We start from the raw sequence: 14,568 nt of genomic DNA, 5'->3' as shown, positions 1-14,568 counted from the left end.
TCAACGGATTTGAGCGGTGCCTAGATCGGCAGGTACAAGACCTCATCCCCCGCAGCACGAGCCGGGTCATGCGGTTCGCGCACCAAAAGAGCGTTCGCCTGCGCCAAAACACTGAGCAGTGAGCTGTCCTGATCGGCACATGCGCGGATGCCCGACCCGTCAAGTACCGCCCGCATATAATGCTCGCGTGGACCGTTCTGACCAATCGGTTCAGCCAGTGGGGCACGTTGGAAGGGCGTCAGAACACGGTCTTGCCCCAGCATGCGGCGAACCATCGGAAGCAAGAAGAGATAGCCGCAAACCATTGCGCTCACAGGGTTTCCGGGTAATCCGACCATTGCGGTATCGCCCAGCCGCCCAGCCATCAGCGGTTTGCCGGGACGCATGCGGATTTTGTAGAACGCGCGCTCCATCCCCAGCGCGTCGGCAACATCGGCCACCAGATCATATTCGCCAACCGAAGCCCCGCCGATGGTCACCACCAGATCGGCCCCTTTGGCCAGGCTAAACGCCGTTTCAAGCGAGGCGACCGTGTCGCGTGCAATTGGCAGAATGCGCACATGCGCGCCAGCGTTTTCCAGCAAAGCCTTCAGCCCGAAGGTATTGGACGCGATGATCTGATCCGGCCCCGGCGTTTCGCCCGGCATCACCAGCTCATCCCCGGTTGAGATCAAAACGACCTCGGGTTTGCGCGTGACAGGGACCGAGGCGATGTTCATCGCCGCCATCAATGCCACGTCTTCGGGGCGCAAGCTGCGCGGGGCAGAGATAGATGCACCTGCCTTGAAATCGACACCTGCCGGGCGAATGTTCGATTTGGGACCGGGATCGTCTGTGATTGTCAGAAGATCTCCGCGACGGTCGGTATCTTCTTGAATAACAACAAAGTCCGCACCTTCGGGAACCGGTGCGCCGGTGAAAATCCGCACCGCCTGACCAGCGCCGACCTTGCCCTGAAACCTGCGTCCTGCTGCCGCTTCGCCAATGACCTTGAACATGGCGTGCAGCTCAACTTCGGTCGCCTTGAGCGCATAGCCATCCATGGACGAGGCCGCGAAGGGCGGTTGATCGCGGTTTGCTTTGACCTCTTGCGCCAGAGTGCGCCCGGCTGCGACCGCTATGGGGACTGTTTCGGCCGCAAGCGGCGAAACAAGGTCAAACAGCAGGGCGCGGGCGTCTTCTACCGAAATCATGTCGCCTCATAACGCCCTGATTTACCGCCATCTTTCAGAAGAACGCGAATGCCGCCGATCTCCATGGCTTTGTCGACAGCCTTGGTCATGTCATAGACGGTCAAGGCCGCGGTGGACGCGGCAGTCAGAGCCTCCATCTCAACCCCGGTTTGGCCCGAGGTTTTGACAGTGGCCTCAATCTGAACACCCGGCAGGTCGGGATCCAGGGTCAGTTCAACGGCGACCTTGGTGACCGGCAGCGGGTGGCACAGAGGAATCAGGTCGGGCGTTTTCTTAGCACCCATAATCCCGGCCAGACGAGCAACGCCCAAAACATCACCCTTCTTGGCCCGGCCTTCTGAAATCAAATCAAAGGTTTCCCGCGCCATTTTGATGTGACTCGCAGCCACGGCAACCCGGTCCGTGACCGCCTTGTCCGACACATCGACCATATGCGCCTGACCTTGCGCATCGAAATGAGTGAGCGGCATCACATTCCTCCGGGCATCAGCGGGCTGGCTAACAGCGACCGCGTGGCATGGGCCACGTCATCCTTGCGCATCAGGCTTTCCCCGATCAGGAAGCTGCGCGCGCCGTAACGGGCCATATCGGCAAGATCTTCCGGAGACCCCAGACCGCTTTCACACACGATTGTCCGATCACCGGGCACCAGTTTCGACAAGCGGCGCGTTGTATCAAGAGTGGTCTCGAACGTCTTGAGATTGCGGTTATTTATCCCGATCAGAGGGCTTTTGAGTTGAACAGCCCGTTCCAGCTCTGCCTCGTCATGGACCTCGATCAGAACGTCCATGCCCCAGTCAAACGCAGTTTGCTCAAGCTCAGCCGCTTGGGCATCTTCGACCGAGGCCATGATGATTAGGATGCAATCTGCACCCAAGGCGCGCGCTTCGACCACCTGATAGGGGTCATACATGAAATCCTTGCGCAGCGCGGGCAGAGAGGTCGCGGCGCGGGCGGCGGTCAGATACTCTTTGGCACCTTGGAAACTGGGCGTGTCGGTCAGCACGGACAAACAGGCCGCGCCGCCATCTTCATAGGCTTTGGCCAGAACAGGCGGATCGAAATCCGGGCGGATCAGACCCTTGGACGGGCTGGCCTTTTTGACCTCGGCGATCAGGCCATAGCCTGTGCGGGCGGCTGAATGAAGCGCTTCGGCAAATCCTCGCACCTCGGATGCCGCGCGGGCCTCATTTTCCAGCGTTTCCAAAGACTTATGCGTCTTGTCTGAGGCGACTTCCTCAAGCTTATAAGCTTTGATCTTGTCCAGTACCGTCACGGTCATGCGGCCTCCTGCGTCATTCGGGCCAGTGCGGCGATTTTTTCTTTGGCTTTGCCGCTATCGATGCTTTCGACGGCTTGTGCTACGCCGTCTTTCAGGTCCGAGGCCGCATCGGCCACCACCAGCGCTGCCGCCGCGTTCAGCAGAACCGCATCGCGATAGGCTGACGGCGTGCCATCCAGCAGCGCGCGGAAGGCGACGGCATTCTCTTCGGGCGTCCCGCCAAGGATGTCTTCGAACGGATGCACGGGCAGGCCCGCGTCTTCTGGATGCAATTCGACATCCTTGACACGGCCATCCTCCCAGGCGGCGACCCAGCTTACGCCGGTGATCGTCAACTCATCGGTTCCGTCCGAGCCATGGACCAGCCACGCGTGTTCGGCCCCCAGTACCCCAAGGGTTTCGGCCATGGGGCGGATCAATTCGCGACTGAACGCGCCGGTCAGCTGACGTTTGACACCGGCGGGGTTGGTCAGAGGCCCAAGGATGTTGAAAATCGTCCGCGTCCCAAGCTCTTGCCGCGAGGGCATGACATGGGCAATCGCCGGATGGTGCATCGGGGCCATCATGAAACCGATACCGACCTCTTTCAGCGCATTTTCAACCACTTCCGGGCCGACCATCACGTTGATTCCCAGCTGACCCAACGCATCAGCAGCGCCGGATTTTGAGCTGAGATTGCGGTTGCCATGCTTAGCCACGGTCACACCGGCGCCTGCGACGACAAAGGCCGTCGCGGTTGAGATGTTGAGCGTTCCTTTACCGTCGCCCCCGGTGCCCACAATGTCGATGGCCCCGGCGGGTGCGGCCACGGCGTTGCACTTGGCACGCATCACGCCAGCTGCGGCGGCATATTCATCAACTGTTTCGCCACGGGTCCGCATCGCCATCAGCAAGCCGCCGATCTGGCTGGGCGTGGCAGCGCCATCAAACAGGATGCCAAAGGCTTGCTCGGCCTCGGCGCGGGTCAGGGGCCGTTCGGCGGCGGCTCCGATCAGCGGTTTCAGAGCGTCGCTCATGCGGGTACTTTCATCTCGGACAGGAAATTCTTGAGCAGGGCGTGGCCATGCTCGGACGCGATGGATTCGGGGTGGAACTGAACGCCGTGGATGGGCAGCTCTTTGTGCTGCAGGCCCATGATGGTGCCGTCTTCCAGATGCGCAGTCACCTCAAGGCAATCAGGCAGGGTGTTCGGGTCAACCACCAGCGAATGATAGCGCGTCGCCTCGAACGGCGAAGGCAGACCGGCGAACACGCCCTTGCCGGTGTGGTGCATGGTGCCCATTTTGCCATGCACGATCTCATGACAACGAATGACGTCGCCGCCGAACGCCTGGCCAATGGTCTGATGACCCAGACATACACCCATCAAAGGCGTTTTGGTCTCGGCGGCGGCTTCGGTCAGAGCCAGGCAAATTCCAGCCTGATCCGGGTCGCAGGGACCGGGGCTGAGAAGGATACCGGCGGGGTTCATGGCCATGGCTTCCTGGACGTCTACGGCATCATTTCGCCGAATGACCATTTCGGCGCCAAGTTCGCCTAAATAATGTACCAGGTTGTAGGTAAACGAGTCGTAGTTGTCGATCAGCAGCAGCATTTGGGCACTTGTCTCGGCTTGGGCATTTCGGACTGGCGATGCAGCCCCGGGCCACGGTATAATGTCGGGACATACATGCTCAGGCTTGCGCAGCAGCGTCAAGGGGACATCCCGATCTTGGCGCTGCGGTAAGTAAATGCCGCAGCAGACGGCGAATATGCGATCGAAGCAGGACCAGGACGAGAGGCAATTGGAATGGGCGGATTTGTCGGTGGAATGATCGTGGGAGCGATCGTTGTTCTTGCAATGGGGGCAGTGCTGTCCCTGAGGGCACCGTTGACGCGTGAACCAGAGGTCGCGCTTTCAGCGCCGGAACCGGAATCGGCAGACGTGGCTGAGACAACCGCCAATACGCCCGAGACTGATGGTGACGGCGATGTGGTGGATCTCGCACCCGCGGTCCCTGATTCTCCGGTTGAGCGCACCGATACACTGGCTGAACTGTCGGATGTCGAGCTTGAGCCGGAGTCGCAACCCGAGGTTCCGCAGCCCACGGCCCAAGGTGAAGAACCCGGCGCGACCGAGTCGACCCCGGTGACCGTTTCGACCGAAGCGCCGGTTGCACCGCAGGCTCCGTCGGTGACACAGGCCGCCCCCGACTCGGGAGCTGCACCAGAAGTGTCGTTGGTGGTCCCGGAACCTCAGCCCGCGCCGCTTGAGACCGTGGAACCGCAACCTGAAGTGTCGACGACGGAACCGGATTTGACCGAAACCGCCCCGCAGTCTGAACCAGAAACCGTTGAAGATACGCAGCCTGAAACCGTTGAAGAGCCGCAGCCTGAACCTGAAGTCGCGACTGTTACTCCCGAACCCGAAGTGAACACAGAACCCGAAGTGGCCGCGACCCCTGCGCCCGAGCCACAGGCCGATCCGGTTGCTGACAGCCCGATTGCAGTCGAAGGCGATGAAGACACGGCGCCGCGCAATCTGCCGCGGATCGCTTCGGTTCCTCAGATTGGGGGGGTGGACAGCACAGGCGGAGCACCGACGATTGGCAAACGCGTTGTTCCGCTGACCGAACGCTCGGGCAGCGATGAGCCAACCGGCGATGCCGATGCGGCCCCGATTGTGCCCGGAAAACCGATCGAGGCTTATGCCGCCGATTTTGACAACCCAGACTCCAAGCCGCTGATGTCCATCATCCTGATCGATGATGAGGGCGCGTATGGGGCCGAGGCCCTGCGCGATTTCCCCTATGCGCTCAGCTTTGCGGTCAGTCCCTCAGACCCGGAAGCCGCTGAAAAAATGGCACGCCATCGCGAGGCTGGGTTTGAAGTTTTGGCGCTGGCCGATCTGCCCGAGGCGGCCAGTGCGCAGGACGCCGAGGTTTCTCTGGCCGTCTGGTTCGATACGCTGCCGGAAACCGTGGGCATTCTCGAAGGGGTTGAGTCGGGCATTCAGGGCAATAGAAAACTGGCCGACCAAGTGGCTGCGATTGCCGCCGGCACGGGCCGGGGGCTGATCACGCAGGATAACGGGTTGAACACCGTGCAAAAGCTGGCGGCGCGCAATGGTGTGCCGTCAGGCGTGATTTTCCGCGATATCGACAGCGCCCGTCAGGACCCCAAGATCATGCGGCGCTTTCTGGATCAGGCGGCGTTCCGTGCCGGGCAAGAGGGCAGCGTTGTGATGCTGGGTCGCTTGCGGCCCGACACGATCTCGGCCCTGTTGTTGTGGGGGCTGGAAGATCGCGGAAACCGCGTGGCGATGGCCCCGATTTCCGCCGTGATGATGCAAGAGGTTCAGTAAGCGCCGAACTGAACAAAGCGGCTGACCCAGGCGGTCAGCCGTTTTCTTTAGCTGTTGCGTGATCCGGTGAACCGCGCCGCATCCGCCGCGGCCCGACGGATCGCGTTCGATTTGTGAACGGTCTCCATATATTCCGCCTCGGGGTCGCTGTCATAAACGACCCCACCACCGGCCTGAATATAAAGCTTGTGATCCTTCACGATGGCCGTGCGCAGGGCGATACACATATCCATATCGCCACCGGCGCTGAAGTAACCAACACCGCCGCCATAAACGCCGCGTTTTTCCGGCTCCAGCTCGTCTATGATCTCCATCGCGCGTACTTTGGGCGCACCAGATACGGTACCAGCGGGCATCCCGGCAAAGAACGCATCCAGCGCGTCTTTGTCTTCGGCCAGCTCTCCGACCACGTTGGACACGATGTGCATGACGTGGCTGTAGCGTTCGATGATGAACTCTTCGGTCGGGCGTACGGTGCCGATCTTGGCGACGCGGCCCGTGTCGTTGCGGCCCAGATCCAGCAGCATCAGATGTTCGGCCAGCTCTTTCTTGTCGGCCAGCAGATCGACCTCATTGGCTTTGTCTTCTTCGGGCGTCGCGCCACGGGGGCGGGTGCCAGCGATGGGGCGGATCGTCACCTCATTGCCGAAGACGCGGACCAGAATCTCGGGGCTGGCGCCCACGACCTGAAAGCCGCCAAAGTTGAAATAGAACATGAAGGGCGACGGGTTGGTACGCCGCAGCGAGCGATAAAGCGCAAAGGGGGGCTGCGGGAAATCCTGCGTCCAGCGCTGCGCCGGAACCACCTGAAAGATGTCGCCCGCGCGGATGTATTCCTTGGCTTTTTCCACCGCTTCCATATAGCCGGATTTGGTGAAATTCGACACAGGCGCGCCCGCCTCGGACGCATCGCCCAGATCGCGGGTTTCCGCAGGCATGGCCCGTTCCAGATCGCGCACCGCGTCCATCACACGCTCGGCGGCTTGCGCATAGGCCGCTTTGGCCGATTGCCCCTCGGCCACCCAGGCGGGTGAGACAACGGTGACCTCGCCTTTGACGCCGTCCAGAACGGCAATCACCGACGGGCGCAGCATGATCGCATCGGGCAGGCCCAGCGGATCGGGGTTCACATCGGGCAGGTATTCGACCAGCCGCACCATGTCATAGCCCAGATAGCCAAACAGGCCCGCCGCCGCCTGCGGCAGGTCATCGGGCAGGTCAATCCTGCTTTCGGCCAGCAGCGCGCGCAGGTTGTCCATCGGGTTGCCATCCTGCGGCGCAAAGCCTTCGGGATCAAACCGGGCCTGCCGGTTTAACTCGGACGTCTCGCCCCGGCAGCGCCAGACCAGATCGGGCTTCATGCCGATGATCGAATAGCGCCCGCGGATTTCACCGCCGGTCACTGATTCCAGCATGAACGCGTCTTTTTGCGCGCCCGTCAGCTTGAGCATCAGGGATACGGGCGTATCCAGATCCGCAGCCAGACGGGTATAGACGACCTGATTTTCGCCGGCCTCATAGGCGCGGGCGAAACTGTCAAACTCGGGGGTCAGGGCCATTCTGGGTCTCTTTTAATAGCTCGACTGCACGGCGTTCAGCGCGCGTTGATCCACGATGGGGCGGGCGCGTTCCTGTGCATCGCGCACGAAGGCGTCGAAGATGTTCTGGGCCAGCGCCTGATTCAGCTGCGCGCCAAGAGCGGTCTGGGCCTGACGCAGCTCATCCGTTTCGGCGGGCGGCAGGGTTTCATCCAGCCGGACGATAAAGGCGGCACCGGTTGCGGGGATCACGCGCAGCTCACCGGGGTCCATCTCAAAGACCTGAACCATGAAATCGGCGGGCACATCGTCCAGAAACGCGGTGCGGGTCAGGGCATTTTCGACCCGGAAGGGCAGTTCGGTCGCGGTGAAGTCACCATCGGCTTTCAGCCCCTCCATCACCGTTGCCGCCTGCGCGGCCAGCGCCTTGTTCGTTTCTGCCAGCGTCCAAGCGGCGGCAACCCGGTCACGGGCGCTGTCCAGCGGTTCGGGGCGGCGGGGCAGCACTTCGTTCAGGCGCAGGGCAAAGATCGAGCCGTCTTCCAGAAATGCGATCTCGGGGAAATCGCCTTCGTTCACCGCTGCGGCGGCCGAGCGGAAACCGTCATAGGCTGCAACGCCGTCATCGCTCTGCTGGCTCCAGTCGATCTGTCCCAATTCCATCTCGGTCTCGGATGCCACCTCTTCCAGCGTAGCGCCACCGGCCAACATGTCGTTGAAGTCTTCGGCCTGCGCCTCAATCTGGCGGCGGGCGCGGTCTGCGGCCAGTTCCTCGCGCAGGGCGGGGGCAGCATCTTCGAACGGAGTGTTGTTTTCGGCCAGCGACCCATTGATGCGGAACAGTGCCGGGCCAAAGGTCGAGGGCAGCGGGCCCACAACAGTGTCCAGATCGGCGGCAAAGACGGCATCGGCGGCTTCACCCAGATCATCGCGGGTCACGTCGCCCAAATCGATATCGCTCAGCTCCAGCTGACGGTCGCGCACCAGTTGTTCAAAAGTGGTTCCGCCGACCTCAAGCTGGGCCTTGGCGCTTTCAGCGTCTTCCTGCGACGGATAGGTCAGGCGTTCGACCAACCGGCGTTCGGGCTGGTAGAATTCCGAGGCGCGGTCGTCATACAAGCGGCGCACCGAATCCTCATCAACGTCGATGCTGTCCAACAGCATGTCAGGCGACAGGATCGCATAAGTCAGCTGCTTGGTGCGGGGCAGGGTGAACTGATCCTGATTGTCATCGTAATAGGTCTGGATCTGTTCATCGGTGGGTGCGGAAATCGCGACCTCCAACGCCTCAGGGCCCACGGTCGCAACGGTAAAGCTGCGGCGGGCACCGACGTAATCGGTCATGACCTCGGTCAGGACCGAGGGCATCTCAACCCCGCTGACAATGGCGTTTTGCACGATGGTGCGCGCAGATTCCTTGCGCAGGTCCGATTCGAACTCGGAATCCGTCATGCCGACCTGATCCAGCTGAAACTGATAGGCTTCGCGGTCAAACTCACCATTCACGCCTTGAAAGGCCGGAATGGCAAGGATTTCGCGTTGCAGGTTCTCATCGCCGATCGACAGGCCCAGCTCGCCGACTTCGTTGTCCAGCGCGGCCAGCGCGGTCAGACGGGACAGGGCCAGACGGTCCAGTCCGAACTCATGCGCCTGCGACATTTGCAGGGGCTGACCAGTCTGGCTTTCGACCGCGCGGATTTCGCGCTGCAATTCGCGCACATACTCATTGACCGAGATGTCTTCGTTGCCGACCTGCGCGACGGTGCGCACGGTGCCGGTCAGGCTGGTTGCGCCAAAGCCCGCAAGGCCCAGCATCAGCAGGCCCATGAGGATCCAGACAAATGTCTTCGATAGGTTTTTCATGCCTGCGGCCATGGTGCCCTCTTGTTCTGTGGCAAAGGTCTGCCCTGTCGGTTGCCGCCCTGAATACGACGGGCACCGCCGGGGGGCAAGATCATAAGGTCAGGGCCAGAAGCCGGTCGAACAGTTCCGTTATTCCGGTCCGGTCGAGATTGGCAAAGGCCACGCGCACCTGCCGTTTTCCGGCTGGATCGTCCTGCGGCATGAACATGGTGCCGGGCAGCAAGAGAATCCCGGCCTCGACCACCAGACGACGGGCCAGTTCGTCGGACGGAATGTCAAAGGGATGTTCAAGATAGGCAAAATACGCCCCAAGCCCCAGCAGACGCCAGCCTTTATTTGCCAACCGGGGCATTTGTTCCTCAATCGCAGCGCGGCGGTCCAGGATTTCTGCCCGTTCTCCTGCAACCCACTGCGACAGGTTCTGCATACCCCAAAGGGCCGCAAACTGCCCCATTTGACCGGGGCAGATGGCGACCGTATCCAGAAACTTCTCGATCTCGGCCAGCAATGCGGGGTCCGTTGCAATGGCGCCCACACGGTGACCGGTCAGCCGGTAGGATTTCGAGAACGAGTACAGATGTACCAGCGTCTGGTCCCAATCAGGCTGGTGGAACAGCGTGTGGGGCGAGCCGCTGCGGCTGTCGAAATCGCGGTAGGTTTCATCAACCAACAGGTGGATGCCGGTTTCGCGGGCCAGATCATAAAAGGCGCGCACCAGCTTGGCAGGGTATTCCACACCGCCCGGATTGTTCGGCGTTACCAGTGAGATTGCGCGGGTTTTGTCTGTGATCAGGGCGCGGGCCGCTTCGGGATCGGGAAGCAGATTGTCGTCAGTTTTCAGCGCCACGGCGCCCACGCCCGCCATATCCAGCCACATTTTATGGTTGAAATACCATGGGGTTGGCAGGATGATCTCATCCCCTTCATCGGTGAGGGCCGAGATTGCGGCGGCAAACGCCTGGTTGCAGCCCGAGGTGATCGCAACCTGCTCGGCGGTCACGTCGGCTGAGTAATGATGGCTGATCTGAGAGGCCAGCTCGGCCCTGAGGTCCGGATTCCCAAGAACCGGCCCGTAGAGATGGGCGCTGTCTTCGCTGACCGCGAATTCTGCCATGGCCTGACGCAAGGCCAGCGGCGGCGGGTCCACCGGGGCCGCCTGACTGACATTGATCAGGGGACGGTCTTTTGGAAACACCACACCGTCCAGCCAGCGCCGCGCCTCCATCACCGGAGGGGAAAAGGTGGCGGCGGTGCGTGTCCGGTTCATTGGGTGGTCCAAATATATGGGATCAGTCGGTACCGCGATAGGGTTCGACATATTGCAGGGCCATATCCCACGGGAAGAAAATCCACGTGTCCTGGCTGACCTCGGTGATGAACGTGTCGACCATCGGGCGGCCTTTGGGTTTGGCATAGACAGTGGCGAAATGCGCCTTGGGGTACATGGCGCGTACCAGTTCCAGCGTTTTGCCGCTGTCGACCAGATCATCGACGATCAGAATGCCCTCACCATCGCCCATCAACTCGGCATCGGGGGCCTTAAGCACTTCGGCCTCGCCCTGTGCCTGATGGTGGTAGGAGCGCACGCTGATCGTGTCGACGGTGCGGATGTCCAGCTCGCGGCTGACGATCATCGCGGGGGCCATGCCGCCGCGTGTGATCGCGACAACGGCGCGCCATGCGCCGTCATCCGGGCCCTGTCCGTCCAGCCGCCACGCCAACGCGCGCGAGTCGCGGTGAATCTGGTCCCAGCTGATGTGAAAGCCCTTTTCGTGGGGCAGACGGTCCTTGGCGCTCATGTTCTTAACCTTTTTCAACGTCCGGTGCATCGACAGCCTTCATGCCGACGATGTGATAGCCCGAATCCACGTGCAGATTCTCTCCGGTCACGCCGCTGCTGAGGTCGGACAGCAGATAAAGTGCCGACTTGCCTACGTCATCAATGGTCACGTTGCGGCGCAGGGGCGAGTTATACTCGTTCCACTTCATGATATAGCGGAAATCGCCAATCCCGCTGGCGGCCAGCGTCTTGATCGGACCGGCCGAGATCGAGTTCACGCGGATGCCGTCCTTGCCGAGGTCTTCAGCCAGATATTTGACCGATGCCTCAAGTGCTGCTTTGGCAACGCCCATCACATTATAATGCGGCATCACCTGTTCGGCGCCGTAATAGGTCAGGGTGATGGCGCTGCCGCCTTCGCCCATCATCTTTTCGGCGCGCTGCATCACGGCGGTGAAGGAATAAACCGACACATCCATGGTCAGCTTGAAATTCGCCCGGCTGGTGTCGACATAGCGACCGCGCAGTTCGTTCTTGTCGGAAAAGCCGATGGCATGAACAACAAAGTCCAATTTGCCCCATTTTTCCTCAAGCGAGGTGAACAGCGCATCAATCGACGCCTCATCGCTTACGTCACAGGGCAGGACGATTTCGCTGCCCAATTGGGCCGCCAGCGGATCGACCCGTTTTTTCAGGGCATCGCCCTGATAGGAAAAGGCCAGCTCGGCCCCGGCATCAGAAAGCGCGCGGGCAATGCCCCATGCGATCGATTTATCATTGGCCAGTCCCATGATGAGGCCGCGCTTGCCGGCCATCAACTGATTTGACATGTTCGGTTCTCCGCCTGTCTTCGCGTCATGTTGAGTTGGTTTATGCCATTGGTTGCGCTGCTTCAAGGCCGTGGACTCTTGCTCGCAGCGGGTTCTCGCCTTAGATTAACATTAAATGTTTCCGGGGGATGGAAATGACCGAGCGTGGTGGCATTTTCGCTGGCTCCGATCCGTTTGAAATAGCGGGGCGGTGGTTGAGTGAGGCCGAAGACAGCGAGCCCAATGATCCGAACGCCATAGCGCTGGCGACGGTGGATTCGGATGGCATGCCCAATGTCCGCATGGTGTTGTTGAAAGAGATCGAGCCCGATGCGTTCGTCTTTTACACCAATTACACCAGTGCCAAGGCGGCCGAGCTCGACTCGGCGGGGAAAGCCGCTTTTGTGATTCATTGGAAATCGTTGCGGCGTCAAATCCGAGTTCGTGGTACAATAACCCGGGAAAGCGGGCCGAAAGCTGACGAATATTATGCGTCCCGTTCTTTAAAGAGCCGTCTTGGGGCCTGGGCGTCGAAGCAGTCGCAGCCCCTCAGTAGCCGGTCGGCGTTGATGGCAGAGGTTGCGAAAGTGACAGCGAAACTGGGACCCAATCCTGAGCGGCCACCTTTTTGGGGAGGGTACAGGCTGGAGCCCACCGAGATCGAATTCTGGGCCGATGGGGCGTTCAGGCTACATGACAGGTTCCAATGGCGGCGTGAACAGGTGGACTCGGGTTGGCAAGTGCAGAGGCTGAATCCATGACATTCACGTATCGTGAAATGCAACACGCAGGAATCAAACAGTTTTTTCAGCTTGAATTTGCGCGCCATTCCCATACACATCGCACCCTTAACGAAGTCTTAAATTTCATGATGGGAAGACAGTGCCGGAAGATCTGAACAACATGTACCGCGTCAGTGGACACGTGAAATGGTTCGACCCTGCCAAGGGGTACGGATTCGTTGTGTCTGACGAAGGCGGCCCGGATATTCTGTTGCATGTGAACGTGTTGCGCAATTTCGGCCAAAGCTCTGTTGCCGATGGCGCGGGCATTGAGATCATGACCCATCGCACAGATCGCGGTGTGCAGGCTGTTGAGGTGATCAGTGTCGATCCCCCGGCCCGAACCGACTCGATGATGCTGGCCGATTTCGCCGAGCTGGACCCGGTGGTCATCGCCGAAGCCCCGTTGGAGGCAGCGCGGGTGAAATGGTTCGACAAGGGCAAAGGATTCGGATTCGCGAATGTATTTGGTCGGGGCGAGGATGTGTTTCTGCACATTGAGGTTCTGCGCCGGTCTGGTCTGGCCGATCTGCAACCGGGTGAGGCGCTGGCGATGCGTGTCATTGACGGTAAACGTGGACGTATGGCGGCGCAGGTCCTTGCCTGGGAAGCCGCATTGGATGACTGATCCAAAATGACCAGGTTTGTTGCGGTTCTCACAGTCTTGACGGCGCTTTGGGCCGCACATGTACAGGCGGCTTGCCGCGAAGATCGGGTTGGGGTGCGCAATGACACGACTCAGATCTCATTCAACATTGAATTGGCCATAAGCCCGCAGGAACGGTCGCGCGGGCTGATGTTTCGCGAATCCATGCCACAGCGGTCTGGCATGCTGTTTGTGTTCGACCCACCGCAGCGCGTTGCCTTTTGGATGAAGAACACGCTGATCCCGTTGGACATCATTTTTCTGGACCGCACCGGGACTGTGACTCGTGTGCATGAAAACGCGATACCGCATGATGAAACGCTGATTGAAGGCGGCGATTCGGTTTTTGCGGTGCTGGAAATCAACGCGGGTTTGGCGGCGCGCTACCTGATCACGCGGGGCACGCAAATGCAGCACGAAGTTTTTTCGCAAGGCCCCGCAATTTGGCCCTGTTAGGGCTTTTCAAATCAGATCGGCATCGTTAGGAAGGCGCACGGTCCGGGGCGTGGCGCAGTCTGGTAGCGCACCTGTTTTGGGTACAGGGGGTCGTAGGTTCGAATCCTGCCGCCCCGACCACTTCTTTCCTTTATCTAGGCGATCCACCCATAGCTTGAAAAAGCGCGCTGATCGCCTGATCCACTGCCGTGCTTTCCACCGGAACCTGTACTGAACTGCCGTTCCTCTGCGGGACATTAAAGAACAACTCGGCATCCACTTGGTAGCCCGAGCTGTTTTTGACCGTGGTCATCCGTGTGATGCTCTGGGGCAGGTCTTGCGGATAGCCATCATAGTTGAGAATCAGAAACGCGGTGGTTTCGGGGGGGAGAAGCTCTGTGCATTCGAACACCCGATTCCCGGCTTTTCGGAATTCTTCGCCGGGTCCGCTGCATTGTGTTTCAAACGCGTTCAGCAAACGGTCAGGAAACGTATCGAACTGTGCACTGCGCGTGGGCGGTGGGACATCCTGTGGTGTGCAGGCCACGATCAGAGCCATCACTGGAAGAAAACGAAACCCAGACATTCAGACCGATCCTTTTACTCAAGCGTTACGCGTGCCTGATAGCGGCAGAGAGCCGTTTGGCCGTCGCGCTGATTCTGAACAAGCCTACCCATCATATGTCGGGTTTATCAAATGCCGGTAACTGTGCCGCAAAACACAGTTAATTGAGATGGGCGCCGCGCTGTCCCGATGGCTGGGCCTGTGGTCAAACCTGTGGAGGAATCGCAATTGTCCGCCTGACGGCCAAGTTCTGAATTTTGGTCAATATAAAAGTTTTCAAAAATCACTGAAAAAGGCCGTTGACGATCTATGGCCGAATACGCCAGATTGTA

The 14,568-nt window shown here is 60.1% G+C and carries 15 protein-coding genes and 1 tRNA gene; 5 read left to right on the top strand and 11 right to left on the bottom strand.

The genetic code is table 11. The features are described from left to right. Nucleotides 1-20: 20 nt before the first annotated feature. Genes ACRZ94_RS06455 through ACRZ94_RS06435 form a run of 5 tightly spaced genes read right to left on the bottom strand, consistent with a single transcriptional unit; the run spans nucleotide 21 to nucleotide 4,069 of the window. Complete coding sequence (locus ACRZ94_RS06455) at nucleotides 21-1,193, bottom strand: molybdopterin molybdotransferase MoeA (protein WP_480796939.1); 1,173 nt, start codon at nucleotides 1,191-1,193, stop codon at nucleotides 21-23. Further along, a complete protein-coding gene (moaC, locus tag ACRZ94_RS06450; protein ID WP_480651528.1) occupies nucleotides 1,190-1,663 on the bottom strand; it encodes a cyclic pyranopterin monophosphate synthase MoaC in 474 nt (157 codons plus the stop codon). Before moaC ends, ACRZ94_RS06455 begins: the two co-directional genes overlap by 4 nt. Continuing rightward, on the bottom strand, nucleotides 1,663-2,475 hold the full coding sequence (gene trpC, locus ACRZ94_RS06445) for an indole-3-glycerol phosphate synthase TrpC (protein WP_480796938.1): 813 nt from the start codon (nucleotides 2,473-2,475) through the stop codon (nucleotides 1,663-1,665). The genes moaC and trpC overlap by 1 nt, the downstream gene beginning before the upstream one ends. Then, nucleotides 2,472-3,491, bottom strand: a complete 1,020-nt coding sequence (trpD, locus tag ACRZ94_RS06440; RefSeq protein ID WP_480651525.1) for an anthranilate phosphoribosyltransferase — start codon at nucleotides 3,489-3,491, stop codon at nucleotides 2,472-2,474. The genes trpC and trpD overlap by 4 nt, the downstream gene beginning before the upstream one ends. Beyond that, a complete protein-coding gene (locus ACRZ94_RS06435) occupies nucleotides 3,488-4,069 on the bottom strand; it encodes an anthranilate synthase component II (protein ID WP_480796937.1) in 582 nt (193 codons plus the stop codon). Before ACRZ94_RS06435 ends, trpD begins: the two co-directional genes overlap by 4 nt. Before the next feature lie 195 nt (nucleotides 4,070-4,264). Here ACRZ94_RS06435 and ACRZ94_RS06430 point away from each other — a divergent pair, with 195 nt between their 5' ends. Then, nucleotides 4,265-5,818 carry a divergent polysaccharide deacetylase family protein gene (locus ACRZ94_RS06430; protein ID WP_480796936.1) on the top strand — a complete coding sequence of 518 codons (1,554 nt, stop codon included), beginning with the start codon at nucleotides 4,265-4,267 and terminating at the stop codon, nucleotides 5,816-5,818. 47 nt (nucleotides 5,819-5,865) lie between these two features. On the opposite strand, the gene trpE is transcribed toward ACRZ94_RS06430, so the two are convergent. The 5 genes from trpE to fabI form a co-directional block, all read right to left on the bottom strand. Further along, nucleotides 5,866-7,377 (bottom strand): anthranilate synthase component I, encoded by a 1,512-nt coding sequence (gene trpE / locus ACRZ94_RS06425; RefSeq protein ID WP_480796935.1) that lies wholly within the window; start codon nucleotides 7,375-7,377, stop codon nucleotides 5,866-5,868. Nucleotides 7,378-7,389: 12 nt separating this feature from the next. Beyond that, nucleotides 7,390-9,231, bottom strand: a complete 1,842-nt coding sequence (locus ACRZ94_RS06420; RefSeq protein ID WP_480796934.1) for a peptidyl-prolyl cis-trans isomerase — start codon at nucleotides 9,229-9,231, stop codon at nucleotides 7,390-7,392. 79 nt (nucleotides 9,232-9,310) lie between these two features. Then, nucleotides 9,311-10,486, bottom strand: a complete 1,176-nt coding sequence (locus ACRZ94_RS06415; protein ID WP_480796933.1) for an aminotransferase — start codon at nucleotides 10,484-10,486, stop codon at nucleotides 9,311-9,313. Between the two features lie 22 nt (nucleotides 10,487-10,508). Continuing rightward, nucleotides 10,509-11,018 (bottom strand): xanthine phosphoribosyltransferase, encoded by a 510-nt coding sequence (gene gpt, locus ACRZ94_RS06410; RefSeq protein ID WP_480651514.1) that lies wholly within the window; start codon nucleotides 11,016-11,018, stop codon nucleotides 10,509-10,511. A 4-nt stretch (nucleotides 11,019-11,022) separates the two neighbouring features. Further along, on the bottom strand, nucleotides 11,023-11,829 hold the full coding sequence (fabI, locus tag ACRZ94_RS06405) for an enoyl-ACP reductase FabI (RefSeq protein ID WP_480651513.1): 807 nt from the start codon (nucleotides 11,827-11,829) through the stop codon (nucleotides 11,023-11,025). A 134-nt stretch (nucleotides 11,830-11,963) separates the two neighbouring features. On the opposite strand from fabI, the gene pdxH reads away from it, so the two are divergent. The 4 genes from pdxH to ACRZ94_RS06385 all read left to right on the top strand — a co-directional run bounded on the left by pdxH (nucleotide 11,964) and on the right by ACRZ94_RS06385 (nucleotide 13,812). Further along, nucleotides 11,964-12,569 carry a pyridoxamine 5'-phosphate oxidase gene (gene pdxH / locus ACRZ94_RS06400; protein ID WP_480651510.1) on the top strand — a complete coding sequence of 202 codons (606 nt, stop codon included), beginning with the start codon at nucleotides 11,964-11,966 and terminating at the stop codon, nucleotides 12,567-12,569. Nucleotides 12,570-12,711: 142 nt separating this feature from the next. Next, nucleotides 12,712-13,218 (top strand): cold-shock protein, encoded by a 507-nt coding sequence (locus ACRZ94_RS06395; protein WP_480652867.1) that lies wholly within the window; start codon nucleotides 12,712-12,714, stop codon nucleotides 13,216-13,218. Nucleotides 13,219-13,224: 6 nt separating this feature from the next. After that, nucleotides 13,225-13,692, top strand: coding sequence for a DUF192 domain-containing protein (locus tag ACRZ94_RS06390; RefSeq protein ID WP_480651509.1), 468 nt, complete (start codon nucleotides 13,225-13,227; stop codon nucleotides 13,690-13,692). A gap of 43 nt (nucleotides 13,693-13,735) precedes the next feature. After that, nucleotides 13,736-13,812: transfer RNA gene (locus ACRZ94_RS06385), tRNA-Pro, on the top strand. Nucleotides 13,813-13,822: 10 nt separating this feature from the next. Here the strand turns inward: ACRZ94_RS06385 and ACRZ94_RS06380 are convergent. Further along, the gene (locus ACRZ94_RS06380; RefSeq protein WP_480651507.1) at nucleotides 13,823-14,257 is read right to left on the bottom strand and encodes a hypothetical protein; all 435 of its coding nucleotides are present in this window, start codon (nucleotides 14,255-14,257) and stop codon (nucleotides 13,823-13,825) included. Nucleotides 14,258-14,568 lie beyond the last annotated feature (311 nt).

This window comes from Ruegeria sp. CH10 (genome assembly GCF_056537125.1).
This window is presented reverse-complemented; position numbering and strand designations above follow the sequence as displayed.

Bases quoted from the DNA above. Each gene is read 5' to 3' on its own strand.
- ACRZ94_RS06420 (WP_480796934.1), bottom strand. From the start codon at position 9,231: ATGGCCGCAGGCATGAAAAACCTATCGAAGACATTTGTCTGGATCCTC.
- fabI (WP_480651513.1), bottom strand. From the start codon at position 11,829: ATGTCAAATCAGTTGATGGCCGGCAAGCGCGGCCTCATCATGGGACTG.
- ACRZ94_RS06380 (WP_480651507.1), bottom strand. From the start codon at position 14,257: ATGTCTGGGTTTCGTTTTCTTCCAGTGATGGCTCTGATCGTGGCCTGC.
- ACRZ94_RS06390 (WP_480651509.1), top strand. From the start codon at position 13,225: ATGACCAGGTTTGTTGCGGTTCTCACAGTCTTGACGGCGCTTTGGGCC.
- ACRZ94_RS06395 (WP_480652867.1), top strand. From the start codon at position 12,712: ATGTACCGCGTCAGTGGACACGTGAAATGGTTCGACCCTGCCAAGGGG.
- ACRZ94_RS06435 (WP_480796937.1), bottom strand. From the start codon at position 4,069: ATGCTGCTGCTGATCGACAACTACGACTCGTTTACCTACAACCTGGTA.
- ACRZ94_RS06455 (WP_480796939.1), bottom strand. From the start codon at position 1,193: ATGATTTCGGTAGAAGACGCCCGCGCCCTGCTGTTTGACCTTGTTTCG.
- trpE (WP_480796935.1), bottom strand. From the start codon at position 7,377: ATGGCCCTGACCCCCGAGTTTGACAGTTTCGCCCGCGCCTATGAGGCC.
- trpD (WP_480651525.1), bottom strand. From the start codon at position 3,491: ATGAGCGACGCTCTGAAACCGCTGATCGGAGCCGCCGCCGAACGGCCC.
- ACRZ94_RS06415 (WP_480796933.1), bottom strand. From the start codon at position 10,486: ATGAACCGGACACGCACCGCCGCCACCTTTTCCCCTCCGGTGATGGAG.
- gpt (WP_480651514.1), bottom strand. From the start codon at position 11,018: ATGAGCGCCAAGGACCGTCTGCCCCACGAAAAGGGCTTTCACATCAGC.
- pdxH (WP_480651510.1), top strand. From the start codon at position 11,964: ATGACCGAGCGTGGTGGCATTTTCGCTGGCTCCGATCCGTTTGAAATA.
- trpC (WP_480796938.1), bottom strand. From the start codon at position 2,475: ATGACCGTGACGGTACTGGACAAGATCAAAGCTTATAAGCTTGAGGAA.
- moaC (WP_480651528.1), bottom strand. From the start codon at position 1,663: ATGCCGCTCACTCATTTCGATGCGCAAGGTCAGGCGCATATGGTCGAT.
- ACRZ94_RS06430 (WP_480796936.1), top strand. From the start codon at position 4,265: ATGGGCGGATTTGTCGGTGGAATGATCGTGGGAGCGATCGTTGTTCTT.